This is a genomic window from Rheinheimera faecalis (assembly GCF_021290965.1).
In the GTDB taxonomy this organism is placed as follows: domain Bacteria; phylum Pseudomonadota; class Gammaproteobacteria; order Enterobacterales; family Alteromonadaceae; genus Pararheinheimera; species Pararheinheimera faecalis.
The window spans coordinates 303,886-324,994 of sequence record NZ_JAJOYT010000004.1; the positions used below are offsets into that span (position 1 = coordinate 303,886).

Here is a 21,109-nt window from a genome sequence, read left to right on the forward strand (position 1 = left end):
TTTATAAATGAGCTACGACTGGAAAAACATACTGATTAAACCAGATCAGCCAATACGCGATGCATTAGAGCTTATAGACAGTGAGTCATTACGTATTGCTCTTGTTGTTGATGACGAATTACGTTTACTGGGAGTGGTGACGGACGGAGATGTGCGTCGCGGTTTATTAAAAAACTTAAGTCTAACTAGTCCAGTCAGCAGTGTGATGAGCACCAATCCTCTAACTGCATCGCTGGGTACCTCGCGCAAAGAACTCGTCAAGTTTATGGAGAGTAAACAACTTCTTGCAGTACCTCTGTTAAATGGTGAGTTTGTTGCAGGATTAGAAACATTGCAGCGGGCCGGTAAATACTCTAAATACCAAAACCCAGTGTTTTTAATGGCAGGCGGCTTTGGTACGCGTCTGCGACCCCTTACTGACAATTGCCCAAAACCTCTTTTAAAAGTGGGCGACAAACCCATTCTTGAAATAGTTCTTAATAGTTTTATTAAAGCCGGTTTTGTGAATTTTTATATTTCTACGCACTATCTGCCGGAGATGATCCGTGAACATTTTGGCGACGGCTCTAAGTGGAATGTAAAAATCAGTTATGTACATGAAGAAACACCTTTAGGTACAGGTGGTGCGCTTGGTTTATTGCCAGCTGATACACCGGATCTGCCATTAATTTTAATTAATGGTGATGTATTGACCAACGTTGATTTTGAGCGTGTGCTGGAATTCCATAACAAACATGAAGCTGCTGCTACTATGTGCGTTCGTGATTATGAGTATCAAGTGCCTTTTGGTGTTATAAACGGCGAAGGTAACAGAATAATCAGTATGGTTGAAAAACCAGTGCAACGCTTCTTTGTTAACGCCGGAATTTATGTGGTGAGTCCAGAGATCAGGAGTTCAGTGCTACAGAATACCCGTGTTGATATGCCCACTTTGCTCGAGCAATTTATCGCGCAGCAACATAACGTACTGATGTTTCCAATCCACGAATACTGGCTTGATATTGGCCGGATTGAGGACTACAACAGAGCTCAGACTGATATTATGAATCTGGAGTTCTGATAATGAGTGTATATGCTGTGATTGGTATGGGCAGTATTGCGAAAAGGCATTTGAAAAACTTAAGGTTTCTATATCCTGACGCTGACATTTATGTTGTGTCTTCAAGTGGAAGGAACCTGGACCTACCTGAAGGTGCTAACGCAGTTGTCAGTCTTGAACAATTAATTAGCTTAAAGCCAACCTATGTCATTATCGCTTCTCCTGCTCCTTATCATACAGATGCAGCAACGTTGTTACTTGAAAACAAAGTTCCGGTATTAATTGAAAAGCCTCTTGCTTCAGATAGCGAAGATGCTGCTAAATTTCTTGAACTCTGCTCATCTAAGGATTATCCGCCAGTTGCTGTTGGCTATTGCTTACGGTTTTTGCCTTCGGCTCTCGCTGTTAAAGCGTTTTTGGAAACAGAGGGTTTAGGGACTGTTTACAACGTAAGCAGTGTAGTTGGCCAGTATTTGCCCGGATGGCGCTCAGACAGAAATTATAAAGACTCAGTATCAGCAAAAAAAGAATTGGGTGGTGGTGCTTTGCTTGAACTCAGCCATGAGCTTGATTATCTGATGTGGTTGTTTGGTTCGGTCACGTTACAACACAGCTGGTTGAGAACAACTGCAGAGTTGGGGCTTGAGGTCGAAGAAATAGCAGATTTAGTTTTGACAACAGAATCAGGAGTACATATATCAGTTCACCTTGATTTCATACAAAAGTCGACTCAGCGCAAATGTGAACTTATTGGTGAGAAAGGGCGTCTTTTTTGGGACCTACTTGCAAACACAGTGACTTTTATTGATGCCACGACCACCACAGTTATCTACGCAGATCCACAGTATGATAAAAATAGAATGTATCTGGATATGTTAAAAACATTTGCAGCTGCTGATAATGACGGTACTCAAGAGCTTGCCTCCGTGCACTCTTCTTTAAACGTAGTTCAATTGATTGATGCTGCGAAAAAGACTAATAAAGGGAGAATAGTCTCTTGAAAACAATTGCATTTATTTTCGCTCGAGGTGGTTCGAAAGGGCTTCCCGGAAAAAACATCAAACCGTTAAACGGTAAGCCATTGCTGCAATACTCTATAGATACGGCAAAAAAAGTCTCACAGATTGACGATGTTTTTGTGTCTACTGATTGCGACGTTATAGCTGGGGTTGCAATAGCTTGTGGTGCTAAAGTAATAAAACGACCTGAAGATCTCGCTACAGACACCAGTCCGGAATGGCTTTCATGGCGGCATGCGATAGAGTATGTGACAGAACATTTTGGTGCTTTTGACCGTTTTGTCAGTTTACCTGCGACAAGCCCGCTCCGTAATGAAGCTGATGTAATTTCCGCTCTGGAAAAACTGAGCACTACAGCAGCTGACATTTGTATTTCAGTAACCCCAGCAAACAGAAGCCCATATTTTAATATGGTTAAGGTGTTATCTGACGAAAGTGTTGAAATAGTTATTAAACCTGAAGGTGCTGTCAGCCGTCGGCAAGATGCCCCGGAAGTTTTTGATATCACTACTGTTGTCTATGCTTCTTCAGTGCGCTTCATTCAAGAGCAGACCTCGATTTTTGCAGGTAAGGTTGTAGCTACTGTTGTACCTAAAATAAGAGCTGTAGATATTGATGATATTTACGACTTTATGTTTGCCGAAGCTGTTTTGAAGAGCGGATTATATGATTCTAAATGATAAAAAAATCTTAGTGGTTGGTGCTGCAGGTTTATTAGGTGCCACTTTAGTCAAAGAGCTTGTGGTACAAGGTGCTAAGGTTATTGCTGCTGATATACACATAGAACGATTGCAGAATCGCTTAACAGAACAAGGTCTAGACCTCAAGAGCGGCTCTGTTGAGCTCAGGCAATTAGATTTGTCAGACAAAGACGCTGTCGTCTCTATGTTTGATGCTCTAGAGGGCATTAGCGGTGCAGTTAACTGCTCGTATCCAAGAAATAAAAACTACGGCAAACATTTTTTTGATGTGAAAATTGAGGATTTTAATGAAAATATTTCATTAAATCTTGGCTCCTCATTTTTATTTATGCAACAATGCGCAGCCTATTTTAAGGAGAACGAAGCGCCGTTTTCATTGGTCAATGTTTCTTCTGTTTATGGGGTTATGGCTCCTAAGTTTACTATTTATGACAATACGGCAATGACTATGCCAGTAGAATATGCAGCGATAAAATCAGGACTTATTCACTTATCCAAGTATGTCACTAAATACGTTGCAGACAGTCGCTTTCGGGTCAATCTGATCAGTCCTGGGGGTCTTTTTGACCACCAACCTGAAGATTTCTTGATTGCCTATAAAAAAGAAACTTTTGGCAAAGGCATGCTGGATGTAAAAGATGTATTAGGGTCTGTAGTATTTCTCTTGTCTTCCATGTCTGATTTTGTCAATGGACAAAATATTGTGGTTGATGATGGCTTCTCGATGTAATGGTAGGACACAAATGGCTGATAAATTGAATGTAGCGATCATCGACTACGAAATGGGAAATGTGAAGTCAATCGAAAATGCGATTGCTCATGTTGGTGATTTTAATGTTGTGATTACTGCCGATAGTAGCGTGATTCTGGCATCTGACATTATTATTTTACCTGGCGTTGGTGCATTTCCTGATGCGATGAAAAAATTGGCTGACAAAGGTCTTATTCCGGTACTGGACAAAGCGGTAAAAGAGCTGAAAAAACCCACTATTGGTATTTGCCTTGGTATGCAATTGTTATTTGATAGTTCAGAGGAAAAGGAAATCACAAAAGGTCTTGGATGGATCCCAGGTAAAGTCTCCTACATGCGTCCGGAAGGGAACTTACGTGTCCCTCATATTGGCTGGAATTCTTTAATTCTTCAGCCTGCAGATGTCATTTTTAACTATCTTCAGACCGACAAAGACTTTTACTTCGTGCATAGTTTGCATGTTAGTTGCGAAGACCAATACGTGCTAGCTAAGTTTGATTATGGTGGCTTGATGACTGCCGCTGTAATAAAAGATAACGTTGTTGGTATGCAGTTCCATCCAGAAAAAAGTCAGAAAAACGGTTTACTTGCATTAAGTAGCTTCTTCAAATGGGCAAGTTCAATGGTTGGTCAACACAATGCTTAAAACGAGATTGATTCCTTGTATTATCACTAAAAATGATTTGGTGGTTCAAAGTTTTAACTTCAACAAATACCTGCCTATAGGGAATGTGAAGACAGCAATAGAGTTTTTTGTAAACTGGGATGTAGATGAAATTGTTATCATTGACATCGATGCGACAAAAGAATCACGAGCACCAAATGTTGAATTGGTGTCTTGGGCAGCGAGAGAATGTTTTGTTCCACTGACCGTGGGTGGTGGAATCAAAACTTTGGAGCATATCCAGAGTTTACTGAAAGCTGGTGCTGACAAAGTTTGCCTTAATTCTGTTGTACGGAACAACATGGCGTTTATTACTGAAGCATCAAATATTTTTGGTGATCAGTGTATTACTGTTTCTGTTGATGTGATTAAGACGGAATCTGGGTACGCGGTATACGATTACCTTAGCAAGTCTGTTTTCGATGTCGTTCTTACACAGCACCTTAAAGAAATTGAAGCTGCCGGCGCAGGAGAAGTGTTATTAAACTCTGTAGACCGAGACGGTTCACGTAGTGGTTACGACATTGAATTACTGAAGGAAGTCAGTTCTGCTGTAAATATTCCAGTTATCGCTTTAGGTGGCGTAGGACGCTTCGAGCACCTTGCCGATGCAGTATTAAAAGGTGGTTGTCAGGCTGTTGCGGCTGCAAACATTTTCCAGCATATGGAACATAGTACTATTGCTGCCAAGGCTCAAATGCGCAGCTCTGGATTAGAGGTTCGTTTAAGTTCCGAAGTAAAATATGAAGATTTCTCTTTGGATATCCTCGGTCGTCCATTTTAAGGTATGTGAAAAATGAATTTTTGTAACAGATGTTTGTATCCGGAAAACCATGCTCTGAATCTGATTCTGGACGACCAGGGCGTATGCAGCGGTTGTCGTGTACACGAAGAGAAATATCAAATTGACTGGGCTGCAAAAGAGAGAGAGCTTGATGCTTTATTGTCTCAATACAAAGGACGCTCAGGAACATCTTATGACTGTGTAATTCCGGTTGTAGGAACTGGTGATGACTTTTTTATTGTTGACCTCGTCAAAAACAAGTACGGACTAAATCCATTACTTGTTACTTACAACACTCACTTTAGTACTAAAGTTGGAGTACGTAATCTGGCTCGTTTGATCACTGAACTCGATTGTGATCATATGATGTCTACCGTAGGTCCTGATACCATCAAAGAAATTACAAAAATTACTCTGCAAAAGTTTGGTGATATGTATTGGCACGTCTTAGCCGGAAGCCAGACATTCCCGGTTCAGGTAGCAACCAAGCTCGATATTCCATTAATTATCTGGGGAGTGAATGGCTGGTTGGATCAGGTGGGTATGTTTAGTCACCATGATCGTGTAGAGATGACCAAAAAAGTCAGAAAAGAACATGCAATGCGTTGTGTTGATGCTGAGTCTCTGATTGGTGTTTCTAACAAGGTGACACACAAAGACCTGCAGGCATTCACTTATCCTTCCGATGCTCAGTTGGAAAAATCAAGAGTTCGTGGTTTGTACATTGGTAACTATGTATTTTGGGATTCTCAGAAACAAATAGAAAATGCAATTAGCCAGTTTGGTTATGAAACCCATACTCAAGAGCGGACATACAACACTTATGAGTCCATACATTGCTTTAATAATGCAAGTGTGCATGACTATGTAAAATATCTGAAATTTGGGTACGCAAAAGTGTCCGACCATGTAGCCCGTGATATACGTTTGAAAAGAATAACCAAGTCCGAAGGTCTGGCACTGATTAGACAATACATTGAAGTAAAACCAAAAGCACTTCAGCTGTTCCTCGATTGGGTTGGTTGGTCAGAAGAAGAATTTATGTCGTCTGTTAATCCATTCCGTGATCCTACTGCCTGGGAAAAGAAAGAAGATGGTACTTGGTTCTGCAAAGGCAGTGTGCTTGAAAATGAAATTAGTTTTCAGACAGGTCAGGAGCTTGAAGTTGTTGATCCAAGAGAATATAAGCTGACAGAGCTACTTGAAGATCAATCTTCATTTAATGAATACATTTTGCTGGGGCGGACTTATATGGATAAGCGCAACTATAAGGCTGTCGAGGGATAAGTTATGAAATTTTGTTCAAATTGTGTAATGCCAGATACAAAACCTGGGGTTTGGTTAGATGAACGAGGCTTTTGTAATGCGTGCCGGACTAAAGAAGTCAAAGCAAACATAGATTGGGATGCTCGTTTTAAAGACCTTGAACTGATTGTTGAGGATATTAAAAAAGCAAACCATCCATTTTATGACTGTATAGTTGCTGTTAGTGGCGGTAAAGACAGCTGGTATCAGGCTGCAGTGTTAGCGGAGCACTTTGGCTTGAAAGTGCTTTGTGTAACCCTTGCAGCTCATTTACCTACGACTGAAGGTATAGATAACTTAAATAATATGATTAAAGACCTGAACGTCGATCATATGAAAATTACTATCAAACCAAGTACTTTCAGAAAAATACGCCAAAAGTGTTTTTTGCGTCAAGGCGAGCCAAACTGGGCGGAACATTGTGCAATGTTCTCAAGCGTTGTAAACACAGCCTTGATCTATGAGGTTCCACTTGTAGTCTGGGGCGAAGATATAGCTTTTGAGTTTGGTGGATTGCAGCGTAGTGAAAGTAAGCCTTCAGCCTTAGCGATCAATAAAAGCGACCTGGTTAAAGAAAAAACAGTGTTTGATTGGCTGGATGACGACGTATCTGAACGCGATGTGTTTTTCTATAAGTATCCTGACTACAAGAAGCTTGAAGAGGCTGGTGTTCAGAGTATCTATCTGGGACACTTTGTAAAATGGTATGGCCGTCAGAATTACGAGTTTGTATTGCCAAGAGGTTTTACAGGACGCCGCGCCGGGCCTTTACCTGGTAACTTCCTTGATTACGACAACATCGATGAGAAGTTATGCGAAATCAATATTTGGTTCAAATATCTGAAGTTTGGTTTCTGGCGTGCGACAGATCAAACCTGTTATGACATTTGGAATGACCGATTGTCACGTGAAGATGCTGTAAAAATCGTCAATGAGCTACAGGATGAGAAGCCTTTTAACGACCTGGAGGATTTCCTTAACTTCCATATGATTACACGAGAACAATTTGATGAAACGATTGAAAAGTTTCGAAATCATGAATTATGGGAATTTGTAGATGGAAATTGGAATTTAAAAACAAAAGTGTCTTAAGAAATCAAATACGTTTTTTGGTTATTTTAAAATGTGTTAATTTATTTTGACATGTAGAGGTTCTAAGTTTCTTTCAGTTGGTGCCAAACCGAGAGAAACTTATAGCCTCTTGTGGTTTGAAGCAATACATCTAAATGGACTTAGACGTACTTCTTTAGGAAGATATCTGTTGTTAAACATAGTTAAAAGGGCGAGAGCCAGTAGGTCAACTTACCTTACGGTTGTGTTCACAGCATTTGGGTTAAACGGTATCGTAGGTCTTGCACGCTTGCTTCTCTACGCTTCATTGCTCGGACCTGCTGCATTTGGCATGTTTTCTGTAAGTCAATTATTAGTCACTATAGGTGCATACCTTTCTACGCTCGGCTTCATTGAAGCGTTGAACAGACAGGTACCTGTTCTCATAGGCGAAAGAAAAGAAAAACGCGCTGAATATTTGTTATCTCTTGGCTTAGGGTTTTCTCTGAGTGCTGCGGCTCTTATTTCGCTTTTTTTTGTCGTTACAGTGTTTAGCATGACCTCTCTGCAACGCTATGAGTCGATAGTCTTAGTTGGAACACTTTTAATTTCTACAGTGTTTTTTAATTTAGTTTGTTCAGGTATAAGAGGAAAGTCTCTTACATTAGAGGCGGGTGGGTTAACCCTGCTAAAAACAATATTTGCTGCTATCGCAGGCATTTTAGTTGCTCCAGTTTGGGGCGTTACTGGTATCATAATTGCTGAAGCTTCTGCATTATTTGCAGTTTCTATATACGCGCTGCGCCAATATTTGCCCAATGTATTTCCTGTCGTCCGACTAAAGGGTCGTTATATATCAATAATAGGAATAGGTTTACCTTTCCTCGTTGGAAATATAGTTTTAAATCTGAGTCAAACAATAGATAGCTGGTTTACTCAATCTATTTTTGACCAGAGTTTGTATGGCCAGTACGCTTTTGCAATGATTATCTTCATCGCTGGACAAAATTTTACTTCAATAATAGCGCAGTATGTTCAGCCTAGAGTTCTGACTGAATTCGGGAAAACTAAAAATCATTTGGCTGTTCTTAAATATCTTCATAAAGTAGCTTTTGTCGTTTCTCTATTATTTGTTCTGGGGTGGTACCCTTTTCATGTTGCTTTAACTTACGCTTTAGAGCTGTTTTACCCTGAATACTTAGAGGTCGGGCAACTATCTTTATATATATATATAGGTACGGGTGCTATGGGGGTGCTTGGCGTATACGAGTCTTATGTGCTGGCACGTCAAAAAGGTAAAATGTTGATGTTTTTTTATTCGATAATTTTATCTGTAATATTTGTTCTTTGCTGGTTTGCCAAGTCTAATCAATTCGAACTCGTTGATTATGCTATGATATTCTGCATTGGTAGAATAACTTGTTTACTTACCGTAGTTTTGATAAATAAATATCTGGCATCACAATAAAGGTAACGTTACGGTTTAATACAGCTAGTTAAATATATACAATACCAAGTTCACAGATATTGTTAATTTGGTGTCTTATGGTAAAAAATGAGATTTACGTGAGTTTTTATTCTTTTCCAAAGTGATATTTTTACAATTATTTGATTTGAGTTTAATAGGCAAATTTTAAATTAATGCCGAATAAGTTCAATAGTAATAGTTTATGACATTATTAATAGGTGAATTTAAATTGAAAAATAAAATTGCTATAATCGGTGCAGGTCAGTTAGGAAGCCGACATTTACAAGGCCTCGCAGCTTTAAATCGAGAAGTAGAGATTTACCTTGTAGATCCGTCAGAAGCCTCGTTGAACCTATCATTAGAAAGACATAAGCAAGTTGATACAAAAAATCTTCAACAGGTTCACTTATTGAAATCGATTGACTTTTTACCTAAGCAGCTGGATTTAGTAATTATTGCCTGTACCTCAGACATTCGATATGAGGCTTTAGCGAGTCTGTCGAATCATTCTCAAGTTGAGAACATCATTTTGGAAAAGGTCCTTTTTCAGGATCTGAAACATTATGCTGATGTTTTCCAAATCCAGAATTTAAATTTTGATAAGGTTTGGGTCAATTTCGCACAACGCTTATGGCCGTTTTTTATTGACTTAAAAAAGCAGTTCTTTGACGATGCAAATTTAGAAATTAATATCTCGGGTTCTAACTGGGGACTGGGCTGTAACTCTGTACATAACGTGGATTTAGCTGATTTCTTGTGGTCCAGGCCAAGTAAAACATATGCCACATTAGATAGAGAAGTATTACCTAGCAAACGCCCCCAGTTTGTCGAGTTTTCCGGCGAAGTAGTTACTCAGATTGAAGGTGGCGGCCGTATTACTCAGGTATGTTATGCCAGAGGAGAGGCTCCGTTTGTTATTACTGTAACGCATCCTACTTTAAAAAGGATCTGGGACGTGAGTAATGGCATTCTACTTTCCAGTAGTGCTACGACAGGCTGGAAGTTCGAGCAGTCAGAGCTGATACCATCATATCAAAGTAATCTTACAACTAGAGTTGCCGAATCCATTTTGACTGGGAGAGATTGTGGTTTACCCAAGCTCAAAGATGCATGCTTAACACATGTCTCGACTCTTGAAGCGTTACTGGTTTCCAGTAAAAAGAACGGCAATGATTTTGGCACAAGCTGTCCGGTTACTTAATTCAGGAACTTAATATTATGAAAACAGTTACAATTTTTGGCCTTGGTCCTATAGGGCTGGAATACACAAAGATATTTATGTCCATGGGGTTCACTGTCGTACCAGTAGGCCGGAGCCTTGCCAGTTGTGAAGCGTTTGAAAAAGAAACGTCGATTAAGGCGTCTACCTGGGATCTGTTTGACTTTGAAAATACCGGAGTCGATAGCACAGCCATTGTTGCTGTGGGTGAAGCACAGTTAGGAAAGGTAACTGAAACGCTTATTTTGGCTGGCTATAAAAATATTCTCGTTGAAAAACCAGGCGGAAGCTCATACGAAGATATCGAAAGGTTAGCGGCTATAGCTACTGAGAAAAAATGTAATGTAAGAGTCGCTTACAACAGACGTTTTTATGCTTCCGTTCTTAAAGGTCAGGAGGTTATCAAGGCTGATGGTGGTGTCCGGTCTTTTCACTTCGATTTCTCTGAGTGGTCCCATAAAATAGAACCTTTGACTAAGGAAGCTGGTGTAAAAGAGCGTTGGTTTATACACAACTCTTCCCACGTTGTTGATCTGGCATTCTTTTTGGGCGGATGGCCTGCAGAGCTTGCAAGTCTGTCAGGGCAACCAATGACCTGGCATTCCGCAGGCTTATTTGTAGGGATGGGACGTTCTGAATCTGGAGCATTGTTTTCCTACAACGCAGATTGGGTTGGGCCAGGACGTTGGAGTGTTGAAATTGTAACTGCAAAGCATCGCCTTATATACAAACCTTTAGAGAAGCTTCAAATTCAGGAGCTTGGGACTGTTGCAATTAATCTCGTAGAGACAGATGATACGCTGGATACCCAGTTTAAACCTGGTTTCTATAAACAAGTAGAGGCGTTTTTGTCAACAGATTCGTCACTACCAACTTTGCAAGAGCAATGTGAACATTTGAAAACGTTCAGAAAAATTTGTCCTGTCCAATAATGAAAAATTTGATCATATTAGGCGATTCGCTTGCATGCCCAAGGCCTTGGGAAGGGATAGGTAGCATGAATACTTATGCTTCTATCATCCAGCAAGAGTTAAAAGGTGCTGTACATGTTCATAACCTTGCGTATGGTGATAGGTGCTCTGCTGACTATGTCGCGGAGTCATTTGTCAAAACATATGTAAAATCTGCTAATGCCCGTTATGTTGTCCTTCAGCTTGGCATTGTAGATTGTGCACCTAGATTATTGACAACATTAGAGAGAGCGGTAGGTTACCTAGCAAGAAAATCAAGATTTTCTAATTCTCTATTTAATTATTATATTCGATGGAAATCAAAGCATAGGATGTTTTTTACTAAATGGTTTCCTATGACACGAGTTAAAATAAATGCCTATGAATCTAATATGAAAAGGATTATTGAGAATTTTTCTGAGAACAATGATGTTGACAGATTTTTTGTTATAAATATTGCTTATCCAGGAGAAGGCTTGATCAGTAAATCATTTGGGATTGTTGAGAATATTGAAAAGTATAACTCTGTTCTAAACACTATCTCATTGACATCTGACGGGAAAGTTAAAGTGATAGATTTATATTCAGAGACTCGTACAAATAAAAACTGGATAACGATAGATGATGGTCATCACATTAAGTCCGAAGCTCATAGCTGGATTGCAGAGAGTATACTTCATACGATCGGTGAATTAAGCGAATAAGTTCTAACTGTAGCTTAGATTTGAGTTCAAAAAAATGGCTACTTTAACGTTGAAAAATCATTATAAACGTTGAAAAACCAATATGATATCATGTTCCTCAAAAGGAATTGGCAAGTTTATTGTAGGTCAAATAATATGCGCATAGGTGTTTTGCTTGGGTTTGATGACCTGAAAAGGTTGATCGATAGAAAGGTTGATATATTGGTTATAATGCCAGGTAGCAATTTTGATGAGTTTGATATTAAAAGCTTGAGCAATTTACCTTGTGTAGATTTAAATGACTACTTGGTGAAAGGGGAAATAAGTTCACTTTCAAGAAGGGTTGCTACTTTTATTCGTTCCTTTGTGAGCGCTATAATTGCGCCCAATGAAGCTTTGTCTAGTCAAAATGATCTGTATCAATATCACTTGCGATCTCAATATCTTTTCCTTACGGCACTTGAACGTTATCTTGATACTGTAAAAAATTACACTTTAGTTTTTCAAGTAAAGCGCTACAGAAGATATTATAGTCCAATGCGGCCGGATGTAGGAATGTTTTATAATCCTAAAAGAACTTTGGCTTTTGTTGCCTCTCAGTTAGCAGAAAAAAATGGCGAGGATTCCGAATTCTTACCTGATCTTGTTTCCCCGCTTGTTCAAAGATTTACTGATTATTTGGTGTTGTCATTCCGTAAGAATTTAACTGATTTTTTTATTTTCTGGAAATTACTCGGAAAAGTATCTTCATCTATTATTGAGAAATATAGCAGAGGACAGTCAATTGATTCTGATTGTTTTAATGATAATACAAAAATTGGTATTATTGTCAGAACGGATAGTGAAGTCATATCTGCAAGTTATCTTATAGATTACTATAAATCTATAGGAAAAGATTGTGTGGTTATTCAAGATGAGATGCTTTCATCTAAGACTACTGTAAGCAGATTGAATAGCTTAGGCTTGAAATATGTTTCTATTGGTTCAATGACTGGAGTTAAAGGACTGTTCTTTAGCTTATTTTCACGTTCGAAACTTGTTTATTCTTCGCCTAAATCGTCTTCTTCTTTCGTTGCAAATTCAAAAGCTGAAAATGTATTGTTTGAAGATAGATTTGTCGTGAGAGAGCTTAAAAATCGTCTACTCGATTTTTTTCTCCCGCAACATCACTTTGCAACTGAGCTATCTTCTATGGTTAAACATTTTAAGATCAATAAGTTGGTTACCTTTGCATACGTGGATCAGTGGGGCGGAATAGTTAAAGCTGTTGGTGATTTACATCGGATAAAAACGTTTGCTGTACAAAATGCAGCACAAGATCCTGAAGAATACCCACGGCTGTGCTGGGCGGATCATTACTGTGTAGAGTCGTTGTATTTGAAAAAACGTCTCGTATCGCTTGGCTATCCAGAGGAAAAAATAACAGGCACGGGACTACCGCATTACTCAGTGGGTGCAGTTGATAAAGAGATTAATATAAATATTAGTCAGATAAATCAGATCGTTATTCTTACTCAACCAATCTATGAGCGATATTACAATGTATTAATTGAAGCCGTCTCAACTTTTTGTGGTAGATATGGATATACATTGGCCGTAAAATACCATCCCCGACAAGTCGGGAATGAATACGATCGGGCTATTAATGCTGCAAGCAAAAAATGCACTGTTAAAGTGTTCAAATCTGAACCCTTGGATCAAATTGTGTTGTCCTCCAAACTCGCTATTTCAATTGTCAGTGCAGCGATTCTCAGATGTTTGAATCTGGGAGTACCAACAGTTTCTTTTTTACCTAAAAGTGAAAAGTATTTAGATCTTTACTATACAGACATTAGTAACGTATTTGTCGTGTCTGATGTTGACGCTCTCAATCAATTGATGAATGAAATAGAGCGAGACTACGGTAGTTTTCTAAATGAATTTAAAACGAAATTAGAACACTATTTCTCAGAACATTGCGTTTTTGAACCAACACAAAACCCTTTACTGAATGTGGCTGAAGTGATTCACTCCGAAAATGATATTTAAAACCTTGGTACTGTAGTTAACGAAACTTTGTAGGGTCTTTTCATGGACATAAGTAAATTAAGTTAAACAACAAATTTATGCTTAAAAAACTTTCTGCCTATGCATATTAAATTTGTTAGTTCAGCTGTGAACTTATGATTAAGGAACAATGCTTAATGATTAATGCGTATCATTTAATAAATATTGTACTGGCTTACGTTTCGTTTTCTATTTTAATGGTGCCATTCAGATTGGTCGGGGTGTTTAACCCGGCCATCGTAGATTCTTATATATACTTTTTGATCGGTTCTCTTTTTCTTTATAAGGTTTTATTTTATTCGCACTTTCGTGCAAATCTATTTTTGTGGGTGCTAATGTTTTTTCCTTTTGTATTGGTTCCTCTAGGTCTAATAAATGGAAATTCGTTGGTTTATGTCGTTTCGGATGCGTTAAAACCTTTAATTTTCTTTTCTATCGTTATTTATCTGAAGAACGTTGAATTTTCTACTGAAGAATTTTATAAGAAGACTTATTTTTTTAATAATGTGCTTTTTGTTTGTTCGTTTGTCGCAATATGTTCAGTGTTGTTTCTCTATTTCTTAGGTTTCAATGTAAGACCCTCTGTAAGTGACTTGTCAATGTATTTCACGTTTTCAATAATATTATTCTCTGGGCATTATTTGAAATCTTTTATCTTTGGATGTCTTCTTATTTTGGGAGGGAAGATTGGTCCTTTGTTAGGTTTTTTGTGTTCATTTATTCTTTATAAATTTAGGCATGTTGGTTTTGTAAGACCTTTGGTTTTCTTGTTTCTTTTTTTGTTACCTTTTTCTCTGGTTCCAACAAGTTTTTATGAGTCATATTTGCCACTTTATGGGAAAGTGTCATATTTGTTTAGTGTAGATTTTGACATGAACGATATGTTGCTAGTTGACGATAAACTTCTTGGCGGGCGCTTAGCTGAGATCGTATCTGCCATGGCAAGTTATTTAAATAACTATTATATGTGGTTTTTTGGATATGGTGTCGGATATGAGTACGAGTATTACAGAGCCGGAGTCTTTGAAGGTCTATTGCATGGTGTTCACTTTTCGCCGGTTTCGCTTTTAACGATTTATGGTTTCTTTTATACTTTCTTATTTTTTGTTTTTGTGCTCAAGGTGATATTCGAATGTTTTAAACATTTTAAGTCAGACTCTGATTTCGTTTTAGTCGCAATTTCGATTTTTTTTATTACAGCGTTTCTTAATTCTTTTACATCATATTCTATTTTTTCAGTTTTATTATTTCCGGTTAGCGCGGGCATTATTTTAAATAAAGGGGCATTTAAATGTGTGGAATAATTTTGGCTGCATCAAAATCGTCAGTCAGTGAGTTTGTTTTAGCTGCCCATAAGCGCCAGAGGCATAGAGGTCCTGACGATGAAGGCATACATTTCAGCACTATAGGTGATTGCCATTTGGGGATGGCGCATCAGCGTCTATCTATCTTGGATTTAAGTCAGAATGGCAAACAGCCAATGGTCTCTTCAACAGGCCGGCATCGGATAATTTTCAATGGTGAAATATACAATTATGAAGCTTTAACTAAAGAATTTGGATTGAAAAATCTGGCTTCTAAGACTGACACAGAAGTAGTTGTTGAACTCATTGAAAGACTTGGTATTCATGAGGCTTGTAAGAGGTTCAACGGAATGTGGGCTATTGCAGTCCATGATGTTGTTGAGAATAAGCTTTATCTATCAAGAGACAGACTTGGAAAAAAACCACTTTATTATTGGCAAGACGGGAGTGGTATTTTTGTTGCTTCAGAATTACATAGTTTGCTTCAACACCCTGTTTTAGCTAAAAACTACAAACCGGATCCGGTTGTTGCTGCAAGATTTCTTGCATATGGGCTTCAAAATATTGATGACCGTAGCTGGATTGATGGGGTGAAATTTCTTCCCGCAGCGAGTATAGGTATAGTTGATCTCAACACTCCAGAAAAAGGCGTGTTAAACATTTCGAGTTATTGGCAGCCTGCAAAAACTGAAGCAGACTCCTTTACTGCTTCTGCGAGTTCTCTGGTTGATGAACTAAAATGGTTAGTTGAAGACTCTGTTAAGTTAAGATTGCAAGCTGATGTGCCTGTAGGTATTGCGTTGTCAGGTGGACTTGATTCTTCAATCATCACAGCGATGTCTGTCGCTAATAAAAATGAAAAGCAAGATTCAATTAAATTGTTTTCTGCTGTAAACCCAAAATCTAAAGAAGATGAAAGCTTTTTTGTCGATAGCATGGCAAAACATGTCGGAAAAGACGTTCAAAAATTCATATTGAATCCAACTGCGGACCATGATTTATTTGAGACTCTTAAAACTTGTATTTCTCATTCTGATGGCCCACTGTCTTCATTTTCTAGCGTGCTCTTCTATAAGTTAATGGAGTCTGCTAAGGATATTGGGATCAAAGTCATATTGACAGGTCAGGGGGCTGACGAGGCGTTTTGTGGCTATAGAAAATACCCGATATTAGAAGCAAAAAGACGACTAAAAAACCGTGATTTTGCAGGAGCGTTTAAGTTTCTCTCGGGATTTCTTTTCAATGGAACTCTTATATCAGAGTTTAAGTTTAATGAGGCTAAAAGGTATCTTGGCTTATCAAGTAAGTCGATATTAGGGCCAGAAGCTTTACGTTCTTTGGATCCCATTTCGTTGTCAACTATAGAAACGTTGCCAGACAGACAATGGGCCGATTTGTCACGGTACTCTGTACCGTACTTGTGTCATTACGAAGACAGGATGTCTATGGCATTCTCTCGGGAAATTCGAAGTCCATTTCTTGATTATCGTTTAGTTGAGTTTGGGTTGCGTTTGCCGGCTGACTTGAAGATGAAGAATGGATGGACGAAATATGCCCTGCGTGAAGCATTTAAAGACCAGCTACCGCATGAAGTCTGTTGGCGTAAAGATAAGAAAGGCTTTGTGAATCCACAAGATGAATGGTTAAAGAATATACTCTCAGATACTTTATTGCAGTTTATGTCTAATCCACGTGCAAAAGTTTACGAGCATGGGTTGGTAGACAGGGATGCTTATTTGAGTATGTTCAATAATTATATGGCTGGTAAAGGAAATATCTGGTTTAGAGACGTCTTCGCGCCTTTTAGCCTAGAGCTATGGCTAGACTACCTGGAGTCTGCAACGGCAACTATATGACGAGACTATCTGGTTTTATGCTTTTACTAAAAACATTATATAAGTTAGGTGTACAAAACTTAATAAGAGTTGGTTTGTATAAAGCAAAATTACATTTGAATTTGATCCCTCAAAAAAATAGTCCTTCTCCCGAGGGGGCCTTTTTCGATAGTTCAAATGTCGCGGATATTGGTGATGTACCTGTAAATCTGTTTCTTTTTGGGGTTAATCCAATTTGTTTGGATGGCCCTCCAGATTGGCATACTTCATATCTGCCACCATTTAGTTCTGCGCCAGAGGGGATTATTTGGCGCGATGCTTTAAATGCACTTGATGGATTAGACCCAAAGTTTGTGTGGGAGCTGTCTCGTTTTGGGTGGGCACCTCAATGGGCGCTGGCGGCTTTAGATACTGGCGACCTCCGTTCAGTCAACCGGTTAAATACGTGGCTCGATGATTGGATCAGAAATAATCCGCCATATTTTGGTGTAAATTGGGCGTGCGGGCAAGAGTCTGCCATACGTGTAATGCACTTGGTTATTACGGCCATGATTTTGGACGAGATTAAAAAGCCTTCAGAAGTTTTCCAGTGGTATTTACAGATAAGCGGCGAAAGAATTTATCCCACAATAGGATATGCAATAGGCCAGGACAATAACCACGGTAGTGCAGAAGCTTGTGCACTTTATATCATAGGTTTGCTAGGAATACATTTGGGCTGGCGAAATTCACGGAAATATTACAACAAAGGCCGTAAGCTCCTGGAAGATCGCGTACGAAAGTTGATTTTAGCCGACGGTTCTTCTTGTCAGTATTCTATAAATTATCACAGGGCTAATTTGGAGACCTTCTGCATTGCAGAGCTAGTCCGCCGAAATTTTGATGACACAGTGTTCAGTCGTTCATATACCGAAAAAATGGTGTTTGGAGCCAAATGGATCTTCCATCTCGCAGATCCTCATACGGGTAGTGTACCTAATGTTGGGGCTAATGATGGTTCACATTTAAATAATGTTTTTAATGAGGACTATCGTGACTTCCGATCAACAGTGTCTTTGACCGCAAGATTATTTGATAGAGCTTGCGCATACTCCGCTGACATTTATTGTGACAAAAGAGCTTCACTGTTCAAGCTTGCTGATCATGCCGATACTATTTGGCCTATGCCGGGGAGTCGGACTTTTACTGCGGGAGGATATCATGTATTGCTCGCGGAAGGGGCTAGTCTTGTATTTGACTACCCCAACTTTAATTTTCGACCAAGCCAGGCAGATGCCCTTAATATAGATTTCAATGTAGGGAACATTAAACTGTTTAGTGACGCAGGTTCTTTTAGTTATATAGGGGCTGACTCGGAGCTGTTTGCTTCATGCAGATCACATAACACTATAGAGTTTGATGAAACTGAGCCAATGCCCAAACTTAGTAGATTTCTTTTTGGTCAATGGTTGGTATGTAGTGAAGTTTTAGATGTTGTTGTTGATGAGTCTTCTCAAAGAGCATACGCATTCTATAAAACATATTTTGGAGCAATGCATCGCAGAACTGTTCAACTTTCAACGTATAGATTAGAAATTACTGATCAAATCGAAGGTTTTTCAAATAAAGCGACACTGCGATGGAGACTACCGGATTTTAAGTGGTCCTTGAGCATGAAGTCTGGTCATGTTTTTATTGTGAGCGATGATTGTCCACATATTGAAATTCAAGTATCTAGTACTGTAGAGTTTTCCGGTTATAAATTGCTTGATGGCTGGGAATCACTTTATTATAGCGATCGTACGAAGGTTGTCGTAGCTGAGTTTGAAGTTGCCAATCCTTGTACAATAATAACTCAGGTCAAGTGGACGCAATGAAGATCTTATATTTTCACCAACATTTTTCTACGCCAAAAGGTTCAACGGGTATCCGTTCTTATGAAATGGCAAGACGATTGATTGCCAAAGGTAACACAGTCACAATGGTGTGTGGCAGTTATGGTGGCGGTGAAACAGGCCTATCGTCATCTTTTATTAAAGGCAAACGAACTGGGCAGGTCGATGGCATAAATATCATTGAATTTGATCTCGCTTATTCAAACAGCGACGGTTTTGTTAAACGAGCAGCCATCTTTTTAAAGTTTGCAGTGAAAAGTATAGGCATTGCATTACGCGCAGACTATGACATAGTTTTCGCAACCACCACGCCGCTAACCGCTGGTATTCCAGGCATTTTTGCCCGGTGGCTGCGTAGGAAGCCGTTTGTGTTTGAGGTAAGAGATCTGTGGCCTGAATTGCCAAAAGCAATGGGGGTTATAAGCAATCCTTTAGTGCTTGGAGCTATGTCAGCGCTTGAGTGGGCATCTTATCGTTCAGCGCATCGTTGTATTGGACTATCACCAGGCATCGTTAAAGGTATTGCCGAGCGAGGCGTCAAGCCTAAACTTATCCGTTCAGTTCCTAACGGTTGTGATCTGGAAATTTTTTCCGATACTAAAACGCCTTGGCGACCTGATGGCGTGGAAAGTACTGATTTGATGGCGGTGTTTACCGGAACACATGGCATGGCCAATGGCCTTAATGCTGTTTTAAATGTGGCTGTTGAGCTTCAAAAACGTAAAAGAAATGATATTAAGCTCGTTCTTGTTGGGCAGGGTAAACTAAAACCGGCTCTGCAGCAACGTGCAGCAGAATTGAAACTCGAGAACGTAATTTTTCATGATCCGGTTAATAAAACAAAGCTTGCCGGTCTAATGGCTTCAGCTGACATAGGATTGCAGCTCTTAGCTAATGTTCCGGCGTTCTACTACGGTACTTCTCCGAATAAGTTTTTTGATTATATTGCAGCAGGGTTGCCTGTACTGAATAATTATCCCGGTTGGTTGGCTGAAATGCTCGTTGAGCATAAGTGTGGTTTTGCTGTTGAACCCGACAATGTAAATGCTTTTGCTGATGCACTGATTGTGGCTTCTGACGATCGCTGCGCTTTAAAAGAGATGGGGAAACGAGGTCGATTACTGGCGGAACAACAATTCGATAGAAGAATACTGGCTGATGCTTGGGTTGAGTGGGTTACGGGTGTAAAAGAATGAAACGTTTATCTGATATTTTTTTGACCTTACTCGCATTGCTGATGTTATGGCCGATTATTCTGATAGTCGCTCTGCTCATAAAGTTTAAACTAGGCTCGCCAGTATTGTTTTCGCAGCTTAGACCTGGTCTGTCAGGTAAAGCATTCAGGATGTATAAGTTTCGCTCAATGCTTGATGCAACAGATAAATTTGGTAATCAACTGCAGGATGAATTGAGGTTAACTCGTTTCGGCAGGATGCTGCGCTCAACGAGTATGGATGAACTTCCGGGTTTGTGGAATGTGTTAAAAGGCGATATGAGTCTTGTAGGACCAAGGCCTCTGTTGATCGAGTATTTACCCTTGTACTCAGCTGAACAAGCTCGCCGTCATCAGGTTCGACCGGGGATTACCGGCTGGGCTCAGGTGAACGGTCGTAATGCCATTAGCTGGGATGATAAATTTAAACTTGATGTTTGGTATGTTGATAACCAAAGTTTCTTGCTTGATATAAGAATTCTGTTTTTGACCATCAAAAAAGTATTTGTACGCGAAGGTATTACCGCTGCGGGGGAAGCTACCATGAGTAAATTTACCGGGAGTAAGACCGAGTGAGTGTACTCGCTATTTTGGGGGCAAGTGGTCATGGAAAGGTCGTTGCTGAAATAGCTCTTGCTACAGGGCACTGGCAGCAAGTTGTTTTTTATGATGATGCCTGGCCTCAGAAGCTACATAATGGACAATTCCAGATTGTAGGAGATACTCAACGACTATTGGCATTGGAACATAAGCCGGAAGTCGCAGTCGGGATTGGTAATAATCAAATCAGGTTGCATAAGCAAGCTGAATTAATTTCGGCTGGATTTGCTGTCGCTACTGTAATTCATCCAACAGCAGTTGTTTCTGCAACAGCAAAGATTTCCGCTGGTACCGTTATTATGCCCGGAGCCATTATAAATGCGGATGTACATATTGCGACGGGATGTATTATTAATTCTAACGCTGTGGTAGAGCATGATTGTGTGCTTGCTGACGGTTGTCATGTCAGCCCTGGAGCAGCTCTAGCTGGTGGAGTTCATCTTGGAGAGGGGGCCTGGATTGGCATAGGGGCTTCAGTAATTCAGCAAAAAAAAATAGGCCAATATGTAATGGTTGGCGCTGGTGCTGCGGTCGTGTCTGATTTACCTGACAACGTTACTGCGGTAGGTGTTCCTGCAAAGATAATAAAGTAAAGATGGGATTG

Annotated in this window: 19 protein-coding genes; all 19 read left to right on the forward strand. The window is 39.5% G+C overall.

Annotated elements, in window-relative coordinates; translation table 11 throughout:
- Window positions 1–7 precede the first annotated feature (7 nt).
- The 19 genes from LSG34_RS09635 to LSG34_RS09725 all read left to right on the forward strand — a co-directional run bounded on the left by LSG34_RS09635 (window position 8) and on the right by LSG34_RS09725 (window position 21,098).
- Window positions 8–1,060 (forward strand): nucleotidyltransferase family protein, encoded by a 1,053-nt coding sequence (locus tag LSG34_RS09635; RefSeq protein WP_233008871.1) that lies wholly within the window; start codon window positions 8–10, stop codon window positions 1,058–1,060.
- Window positions 1,061–1,062: 2 nt separating this feature from the next.
- Complete coding sequence (locus LSG34_RS09640; protein WP_233008873.1) at window positions 1,063–2,040, forward strand: Gfo/Idh/MocA family protein; 978 nt, start codon at window positions 1,063–1,065, stop codon at window positions 2,038–2,040.
- A complete protein-coding gene (locus LSG34_RS09645) occupies window positions 2,037–2,738 on the forward strand; it encodes an acylneuraminate cytidylyltransferase family protein (protein WP_233008875.1) in 702 nt (233 codons plus the stop codon). Before LSG34_RS09640 ends, LSG34_RS09645 begins: the two co-directional genes overlap by 4 nt.
- On the forward strand, window positions 2,725–3,489 hold the full coding sequence (locus LSG34_RS09650; protein WP_233008877.1) for an oxidoreductase: 765 nt from the start codon (window positions 2,725–2,727) through the stop codon (window positions 3,487–3,489). The genes LSG34_RS09645 and LSG34_RS09650 overlap by 14 nt, the downstream gene beginning before the upstream one ends.
- Window positions 3,490–3,502: 13 nt before the next feature.
- Entirely contained in the window at window positions 3,503–4,156 is a 654-nt protein-coding gene (gene hisH, locus LSG34_RS09655) for an imidazole glycerol phosphate synthase subunit HisH (RefSeq protein WP_233008880.1), read from the forward strand.
- Window positions 4,149–4,958 (forward strand): HisA/HisF-related TIM barrel protein, encoded by an 810-nt coding sequence (locus tag LSG34_RS09660; protein WP_233008881.1) that lies wholly within the window; start codon window positions 4,149–4,151, stop codon window positions 4,956–4,958. Before hisH ends, LSG34_RS09660 begins: the two co-directional genes overlap by 8 nt.
- Window positions 4,959–4,970: 12 nt before the next feature.
- The gene (locus tag LSG34_RS09665) at window positions 4,971–6,245 is read left to right on the forward strand and encodes an N-acetyl sugar amidotransferase (RefSeq protein ID WP_233008882.1); all 1,275 of its coding nucleotides are present in this window, start codon (window positions 4,971–4,973) and stop codon (window positions 6,243–6,245) included.
- A 3-nt stretch (window positions 6,246–6,248) separates the two neighbouring features.
- Window positions 6,249–7,355 carry an N-acetyl sugar amidotransferase gene (locus tag LSG34_RS09670; RefSeq protein WP_233008883.1) on the forward strand — a complete coding sequence of 369 codons (1,107 nt, stop codon included), beginning with the start codon at window positions 6,249–6,251 and terminating at the stop codon, window positions 7,353–7,355.
- A gap of 169 nt (window positions 7,356–7,524) precedes the next feature.
- On the forward strand, window positions 7,525–8,781 hold the full coding sequence (locus LSG34_RS09675) for a lipopolysaccharide biosynthesis protein (RefSeq protein ID WP_233008884.1): 1,257 nt from the start codon (window positions 7,525–7,527) through the stop codon (window positions 8,779–8,781).
- 202 nt (window positions 8,782–8,983) lie between these two features.
- Window positions 8,984–9,982 (forward strand): Gfo/Idh/MocA family oxidoreductase, encoded by a 999-nt coding sequence (locus LSG34_RS09680; protein WP_233008885.1) that lies wholly within the window; start codon window positions 8,984–8,986, stop codon window positions 9,980–9,982.
- Window positions 9,983–9,999: 17 nt separating this feature from the next.
- Window positions 10,000–10,932 (forward strand): Gfo/Idh/MocA family protein, encoded by a 933-nt coding sequence (locus LSG34_RS09685; RefSeq protein ID WP_233008886.1) that lies wholly within the window; start codon window positions 10,000–10,002, stop codon window positions 10,930–10,932.
- Between the two features lie 65 nt (window positions 10,933–10,997).
- Window positions 10,998–11,654, forward strand: coding sequence for an SGNH/GDSL hydrolase family protein (locus LSG34_RS09690; protein ID WP_233008887.1), 657 nt, complete (start codon window positions 10,998–11,000; stop codon window positions 11,652–11,654).
- Window positions 11,655–11,789: 135 nt separating this feature from the next.
- Complete coding sequence (locus LSG34_RS09695; protein WP_233008888.1) at window positions 11,790–13,661, forward strand: hypothetical protein; 1,872 nt, start codon at window positions 11,790–11,792, stop codon at window positions 13,659–13,661.
- A 155-nt stretch (window positions 13,662–13,816) separates the two neighbouring features.
- Entirely contained in the window at window positions 13,817–14,983 is a 1,167-nt protein-coding gene (locus LSG34_RS09700; protein WP_233008889.1) for a hypothetical protein, read from the forward strand.
- Entirely contained in the window at window positions 14,971–16,839 is a 1,869-nt protein-coding gene (asnB, locus tag LSG34_RS09705; RefSeq protein ID WP_233008890.1) for an asparagine synthase (glutamine-hydrolyzing), read from the forward strand. The genes LSG34_RS09700 and asnB overlap by 13 nt, the downstream gene beginning before the upstream one ends.
- Complete coding sequence (locus LSG34_RS09710) at window positions 16,836–18,674, forward strand: heparinase II/III family protein (RefSeq protein WP_233008891.1); 1,839 nt, start codon at window positions 16,836–16,838, stop codon at window positions 18,672–18,674. The genes asnB and LSG34_RS09710 overlap by 4 nt, the downstream gene beginning before the upstream one ends.
- Window positions 18,671–19,888, forward strand: coding sequence for a glycosyltransferase family 4 protein (locus LSG34_RS09715; protein WP_233008892.1), 1,218 nt, complete (start codon window positions 18,671–18,673; stop codon window positions 19,886–19,888). The genes LSG34_RS09710 and LSG34_RS09715 overlap by 4 nt, the downstream gene beginning before the upstream one ends.
- Window positions 19,885–20,481 (forward strand): sugar transferase, encoded by a 597-nt coding sequence (locus LSG34_RS09720; protein WP_233008893.1) that lies wholly within the window; start codon window positions 19,885–19,887, stop codon window positions 20,479–20,481. Before LSG34_RS09715 ends, LSG34_RS09720 begins: the two co-directional genes overlap by 4 nt.
- On the forward strand, window positions 20,478–21,098 hold the full coding sequence (locus tag LSG34_RS09725) for an acetyltransferase (protein ID WP_233008894.1): 621 nt from the start codon (window positions 20,478–20,480) through the stop codon (window positions 21,096–21,098). Before LSG34_RS09720 ends, LSG34_RS09725 begins: the two co-directional genes overlap by 4 nt.
- The last annotated feature ends 11 nt before the right edge of the window (window positions 21,099–21,109 follow it).